The following is a 7,539-nucleotide window of genomic DNA, read 5'->3' as shown; positions in this document are numbered from 1 at the left end:
GCCCTCATCGAGAGCGCCAGTATCGTCCATGTACAGTTCTTGTCCGCCTGCGACACGAAAGGTCCCGCGTCCACGATGAAAACGTTGTCCACATCGTGCAGCTGCTGGTACTTGTTGGTCACCGACGTCCTTGGGTCGTCACCCATTCGGGTGGTGCCCACCTCGTGGATGATCTTACCCGGGTTGTGCAGCCCGTAGTTGGTATCCTTCCCCGGCTTCTTGCCCAACGGCTCACCGCCCATGTTGATCAATATCTCCTCGAAGGTGTCCTGCATGTGCTTGGCCTGGTTGATCTCCAACTGGCTCCATTTGTAGTTGAACCTCAGTACGGGGATACCGAACTCGTCCACCGTGGTCGGGTCGATCTCGCAATAGTTCTCCTTCCTCGCTATCGACTCGCCCCTTCCGGCCATGCCCACTACGGCGCCGTAGTACTTCTTCGCGTCACTGCGCAGCACGTCCCCGTAGCCGCCCACCTTTGTGCCGAAGAACTGGTTGAACTCGTTCACGTTGAAGCCGAAGCCGTAGCTCGGCATCCCCATGCCGCCCCACACCTCGATATGGTAGCCCCGAGGGAAGTCCAGCTTGCTGTTGTCCCCCCACCATGGGGAGTACACGTGCATGCCCCCTACCCCATCCTCGTTGTACGAGACCTTCCGGTTCATCAGGTCGGGGATGAAGCCCGCCCTGTCGGCCCCGGTGGAGTCGTGCAGGTACTTGCCCACCACATCGCTGCTGTTGCCCAGTCCGTTGGGGTGCCGCTCGCTCTTGGAGTTCAACAATATACGTGCGGAACTACAGGCGGAGGCCCCTAGAACCACCACCTTGCCCTTGAGCTTATATTCTTTTCTATCTTCTTTGTTGATGTAGGATACGCCCGTGGCACGGCCCTCTTGGTCCGTGGTAACCTCGCGCACCATGCAGTTCACGTACAGGTCGATCTGCCCGCCGTTCTTCTGCGCCGGGAAGATAAGGCACGTCCCCGCCGAGAAATCGGCATATACCTGGCAGGCACGGTTGCACTGTCCACAATAGAAACAGACGCCACGGTCCTCGTTGATCTTCTTGGTGAGCATAGACATCCGTGACGGGTACACCGGGATGTTGCTCTTCCTCGCACCCTTGATGTAAAAGAGTTCGTGCAACCTTGGTTTTGGAGGTGGCAGGAAGAAGCCGTCAGGGTCGTTGGGAAGTCCCTCGTTGGTGCCGAACACCCCGATCATCTTGTCCACCTTGTCATAGTACGGCTTTACATCGTCGTAGCTGATGGGCCAGTTGTCCCCATGGCCGTCCACGTCCTTGTGCTTGAAGTCCTGTGGGCCGAAACGGAGCGATATGCGCCCCCAGTGGTTGGTACGGCCCCCCAGCATGCGCGAACGGAACCACGAAAAGTCCGTGCCGTCCTTCTGCGTGTAGGGCTCCCCCTCGATGTCCCAGCCTCCGTAGGCCGCATCGAAGTCCCCGAAGGGACGGAACCGTGTGCTCTTGCCCCGCCTTGGGCTCTCGTACGACCACTTCAGCTGGGTCTGGTGCTCCGGCTTCGCAGGGTCGAAGAACGGGCCCGCCTCCACTACGGCAACCTTTAGGCCGGCCTCCGACAGTACCTTCGCCGACATGCCGCCCCCGGCGCCCGAGCCTACGATGATCGCATCGTACACCGTGGAATTCTCTATTATCTGCATTTGTTGGTTTGGTTTAATTTAATTGATTGAAATTCAAAAAATTAAATGAAATGATTTAATCTTAGTTACCTTTTGTTCGTTTTAAAGATACTTTTTCTACGAATAAAACCGAGGAGTTTTCTAGTTTTCCTTTAAGTTTCCTATTCAATAAACTCATCAAAATAAACGATATTTGACAAACTAACTTTATCAAAAAAAATTCTACCACCATGCTAAGAACCTCTACTTTCCTTGCATTCTTTCTTATTGGCCTAGGTTTATTAACCGCACAAAAGGGCAATATTTCTTCTTTACAGATCAAGGATATAATGCAAGGTGACGCCTTCGTAGGCCCTAGACCGTCCAATGCTCATTGGGCCACTGATAGCAAAACATTGTATTTTGATTGGAATCCAGACGGCTCCCTTAGCGATTCATTATATGCCTATTCCGTTTCTACCAAGGATACCAAAAAAATTGATTTTTTAACGGCCAACTCACTCCCCTCATCCCGATTGATCTATAATCAAGACAAAACACAAGCGGTCTATTCAAAAAACGGCGATATTTTCTTGTTGGACCTCAATACCTATCAATCCAAACCAATTACCAAAACACAAGCTAGGGAAAGTGGTCCGCATTTTACGGATAATGGCAAGAGCATCGCTTTTGAGAAAAATGACGAGCTATTTACTTGGAACATTGCCTCCGGTCTTCTTGAGCAAAAAACGAGGTTCGTAAAATCAAAAAACAAAGAACCGCAACGTGATTCCAAAGATGAATGGCTTTACCAGGACCAATTGGAAATATTCGATGTTTTGCAGGAGCGTAAGGCAAAAAATGACAGAGGGGAAGAGATAAGCAGTCAGTTGGAAGCCTTGGAGCCCCTAGAAATTGAAACCAAGGGCAAGCCGGTAATCAATCTGGAAATTGACCCTTCCGGTAGCTTTATCACTTATGTATTGATGGACAGACCCGATTCCAAAGGCACCATTGTGCCTCATTTTGTAACAGAATCCGGCTATACCGAAGACCAGAACACACGTTCCAAAGTGGGAGACGAACCTACGGAATACGAAATGTTCATTTATGACATTAAAGCTCGAAAGAGCTATCCGGTGGTTTTAGACAATTTGGAAGGTTTGGATTACATTCCGGAATACACCAAGGATTATCCTGATAAAACATATGAAAATGATAATCGCATCGGTTTTATTAATGGCCCAACTTGGAATTCAAACGGAACAAAAGCTGTGCTGGATATTCAAGCCAACGATTACAAAGACCGTTGGATTGTATTGCTGGACCCAAAAACGGGAAAAGTAGAACAATTGGACCGCCAGCATGATGAGGCTTGGATCGCCGGCCCTGGAATTGGCAGATGGGGCGGTGGCTCGCTCGGATGGATGCCCGGTGATGATAAGGTTTGGTTCATGTCGGAAAAAACAGGCTACTCCCATTTATATACCGTAGATATCGACAGTAAGAAAACAGATGCCCTTACCTCGGGTTCTTTTGAAATTTACGATGCTTTCCTCTCCACAGATAAAGACAGGTGGTACTTTACTTCCAATAAAACGCACCCCGGAGACCGACAGTTTTACAGCATGAAACTAAAAGGAGGTAAATGGGAACAGTTGACCAACAAGACGGGTAGAAATGATGTAGTACTCTCTCCCGATGAGAAAAAAATGGCAATTTTATACTCCTACTCCAACAAACCTACCGAATTGTTTATCAAAGATAATCCCGTAGAGACCGGAGAAAATAAAGAAGCCGAACAAATCACCCACTCCAATACGGATGAATTTAAATCCTACGACTGGAAGGACCCTGAAATCATCACTTTTAACGCATCCGATGGCGCGGAAGTACATGCCAGACTCTACCAACCGGATGCATCTGTAAAAAACAAAGCAGCCGTAATTTTTGTACATGGTGCGGGCTATCTTCAAAATGCACATAAATGGTGGAGCTCTTATTTTAGGGAATATATGTTCCATAATCTTTTGGTTGACAATGGCTATACAGTACTTGATATTGATTATCGTGGAAGTGCTGGTTATGGCAGGGATTGGAGGACTGGAATCTACCGTCACATGGGCGGGAAGGATCTTTCCGACCAAGTGGACGGCGCCAATATGCTAAAGGAGCAATACGGTATTGATTCAGACAAAATCGGAATCTACGGTGGTTCCTATGGCGGGTTTATTACATTAATGGGAATGTTCAACGCGCCGGAAACATTTAGTGCCGGAGGGGCAATACGTTCCGTGGGCGATTGGGCGGCCTACAACCATGGCTACACGGCTCGAATATTGAACACGCCTGCCACCGACAGTTTGGCCTATAAACGAAGCTCCCCTATCTATTTTGCAGATGGATTACAGGGTGACCTTTTGATTCTTCACGGTATGGTGGACGATAATGTGCATTTTCAGGACATGGTACGCCTATCGCAAAAGCTGATAGAACTTGGCAAGGAAAACTGGGAAATGGCAGTGTATCCCGTAGAGCGACATGGCTTTGTGGAACCAAGTAGTTGGACGGATGAATATACCCGTATTTTTAAGCTGTTCCAAAAATCACTTTTAGGAAAAGAATAAAAGACTGTCACCACAGGAAACTGAAAAATTTCAACAAAAAAAACATATCTTCCTGCCTGAAAATTAACAAACAAGCTGCATGAAGGCACTGTTGAAAGCGCTTGGCCCTGGCCTATTGTTCGCCAGTATGGCCATTGGCACATCGCATTTGGTACTGTCCACCAAAGCAGGAGCCCAATATGGATGGGTGATGGTGATTCCCATTATTTTGGCCAATTTGCTCAAGTATCCTTTTTTTGAATTTGGGATACGGTACACCACGGTAACGGAAAAAAGCTTGATAGAGGGGTATACCAATCTAGGAAAGACCTATTTGTACATCTATGCCTTTGTAACGTTGATTTCCACCTTTACCATTTTGGCGGCATTGTATGTTGTGACCGCTGGATTGTTCATGAACTTGTTCGAGGTAACTTCCTTGGGAGCGGGGGCGATTGCATTTGGACTTTTTGTATTCATAAGTCTTTTGCTCATCATTGGGAAATATCGATTTCTGGAAAATTCTTTGAAAGCCGTAATTACCATTCTCTTTATCGCTCTCTTGATAACAACTGTTATGGTGTTACAAAAAGGTCCGGTACCTAATGCCGCATCTTACCAAAGACCCGAGATTTTCAACGAGGTCGGAATTTTATTTTTGATCGGGCTAGTTGGATGGATGCCAACAGCCGTAGAAGCATCTGGATGGGTGAGTTTATGGGGCATGGAAAATTTAAAAACCATGAAGAACAAGCCATCGCTTAAACTTGCATTGCAAGAATTCAATGTTGGATATATTCTGACAGCGGTTCTGGCCCTGTTTTTTATGATTATTGGATGGATGACCCTCTACGGAACAGGAATTGAACTTAGCAATAATTCCGTAATCTTTGCAGACCAACTGGTAAGTCTCTTTACAACCCATATTGGGAGTTGGGCCTATTTCTTTATTGCCGTTGCGGCATTCGCAACCATGTTCAGTACTTGTATGACGGCCCATGATGCCATTTCCAGGGTAAGCTTGGATGTCCTTCAGAAACTGTTTCCCCAAAAAAACATTTACAATGGCAGACATACCTTTGCTTTGATGGTCATTGCAATGGCTTGGATCAACTGGATCGTTATAAGTTTGTTCAGTGCCAACATGGGAAATCTCGTGGCCCTAGCCACATTTGTATCCTTTGTTTTTGCACCATTACTGGGATGGATGAACCTTAAAACAGTAACAGGCAAGGATATGCCTGAAGAGCACAGACCACAAATAGGACTCAGGATATTAACGTACTGTGGAATGCTTTTTTTATCACTGTTTGCTTTGTACTATTGCTGGATGCTGTTGATTTAATTAATCGAACAGGACATTATCGTTGAGAACCACCACCAAGGAACGTTGGTTCTTTTTGTGCAATGTTTCCAAACAGAACACTCCATTGGTACAATTGTTCAAGATTTTATCCTCTCCGTAGCCAATAGAGTATAAAATAGTTGTGGCCGGCACACCACTTTCCACTAAATATTTTTTAATGGCATCGGAACGTGCTTGTGTAAGCTTAAAATTGGTGCTGCTCCCTCCTCGACTGTCCGTATAGGTTTCTATTCGTAGTTGCGCATCTGGGAATGCTTTGACGAAGTCAACAACTTTGGCAAGCTCCTGTTTGATACCGTCATTCAGTTGTGTGGACCCGGTATTAAAATAAAAGTCATCCAATTTCACTACTTTTTGACCTTCCCTTTCTTCCACTAGATCATCATAAAGTGAAACGGGAATATCGAAAGTGGTATTCTGTAAAGCATCCAATTCATCCTGTACAAATTTCTTGATATATCTTGAATATCGCTCTTTGGATGCATCCAATACCAACTCGCTCTCGTATGGAATTTCCAAACGATATTCCCCATTTTCATCCGAAGTTGTTTTTGCCAACACAGTCCCGTTCATGTCCCAAAGACCAATTTCTACGTTGGGAACCGTTTTGGAAGAACCGCTCTGGTTTACCACAGTACCTTTAAATGTGATAGTCTTGAGACCTGGTTTTTCATCCACCTTAAACCCATATATATCATCCTTTCCTTTACCTCCTTTACGGTTGGATGCAAAATAGCCCAACAAGCCATCTCCGTCGTTACGGATTATCATTCCAAAATCATCGAATTCGGTGTTGATGGGTTCTCCCAAATTGATGGGAGTCCCAAAACCATCATCCTCTATGTTGGATTTATAGATATCCATACCACCAAGACCATAAAACACATCGGACGCGAAATAAAGACTGTTCTCAAATATGTACGGTGCAACCTCGTTTCCGGGTGAATTGATTCTAGGACCCAAATTGATTGGAGCGGACATTACCTGCCCATTATTGGTGTACACATAATAGATATCCGTACCGCCATAACTATCCTCAAAATCAGCCGAAAAATAAAGCTTACCGCTAGCATCATCATAAAATGGATAATAGAAAGAAGTACTCAAATCTTTTAACAACAACTGATATGACCCCCCAATGACCTGTTTGGCAATTGCCAAGGCATTCTTTCCGTTGGAATCAAAGGCCAGTTCCCCATTCTCGGTGTTGGACAGCACATAAAAAACACTGTTCAATTTTGATGAATAGAATGGTGTTGCTTCGTGGTAATCCGTGTCCTTCAACGATTTGAACAACTGTACGGAGGCAACTAGGCCAGTAGGCTGAATGTTGGACTCATAAATATGGAAGTATCCCTCATTGCCTGGCTCATATCGCAATTTTTTATTGACTTGGCGTCCACTGGAAAACAAAAGCTTACTGTCATAAAAGCTTGGAGCAAAATCGGTTTGGGGACTATTTCCGTTCAAATTGAAGATATCATACTCCAACTGATTTTCTTGTGAACCGTTTTTCAAAAGTTGCTTATTGAACTCCATGTTTTCCATCAATTCTTTGGGAAAACTCGACGAAACTTTGGCTAAAAATTCAGTCGTTCCTTCGGTATTGGGATTTTGGGACAGGCTTCTAAGCATCTTGTTGTAATGATGGGCATCCATCAAAGAATCCTTTCCAAAGATTTCCATGTAGGTCTTGGACGCTTTTTCAAAATTATCTACTTCAAAATAAGCATCTGCCAGATTAAGGAACTGCTTTTTTGTGAGAACTCCTTTTGAAAGTTGCTTCTCATAAGCATCGACCGCTTTTTGATATTCGTACTGAAAAAAGAAGACATCTCCTGGGGAATTTCTTTTTTGAGCAAAGCCGAACACCATGCCCAGCAGGCAAGCCCAAAGTGTCAATTGTATGTTTTTTACTTGACTCATG

The 7,539-nt window shown here is 45.3% G+C and carries 4 protein-coding genes; 2 read left to right on the top strand and 2 right to left on the bottom strand.

All coding sequences use genetic code 11. The annotated features are described in order from the left end of the window. Nucleotides 1-1,682 (bottom strand): GMC oxidoreductase (locus J0656_RS13690; RefSeq protein ID WP_207034833.1); only part of this gene is annotated, 1,682 nt, incomplete at its 3' end. A 209-nt stretch (nucleotides 1,683-1,891) separates the two neighbouring features. Here J0656_RS13690 and J0656_RS13685 point away from each other — a divergent pair. After that, nucleotides 1,892-4,267: a S9 family peptidase gene (locus J0656_RS13685; protein WP_207034831.1), complete on the top strand. Its 2,376-nt coding sequence runs from the start codon at nucleotides 1,892-1,894 to the stop codon at nucleotides 4,265-4,267. A 79-nt stretch (nucleotides 4,268-4,346) separates the two neighbouring features. Then, nucleotides 4,347-5,591 carry an NRAMP family divalent metal transporter gene (locus J0656_RS13680; RefSeq protein WP_207034830.1) on the top strand — a complete coding sequence of 415 codons (1,245 nt, stop codon included), beginning with the start codon at nucleotides 4,347-4,349 and terminating at the stop codon, nucleotides 5,589-5,591. On the opposite strand, the gene J0656_RS13675 is transcribed toward J0656_RS13680, so the two are convergent. Continuing rightward, entirely contained in the window at nucleotides 5,592-7,538 is a 1,947-nt protein-coding gene (locus J0656_RS13675; RefSeq protein WP_207034827.1) for an OmpA family protein, read from the bottom strand. Between the last annotated feature and the right edge of the window lies 1 nt (nucleotide 7,539).

The organism is Flagellimonas aurea (genome assembly GCF_017313785.1).
GTDB classification, from domain to species: domain Bacteria; phylum Bacteroidota; class Bacteroidia; order Flavobacteriales; family Flavobacteriaceae; genus Flagellimonas; species Flagellimonas aurea.
The sequence above is the reverse complement of the archived record's forward strand: the minus strand, read 5'-3'. Positions and strand labels throughout refer to the sequence as shown.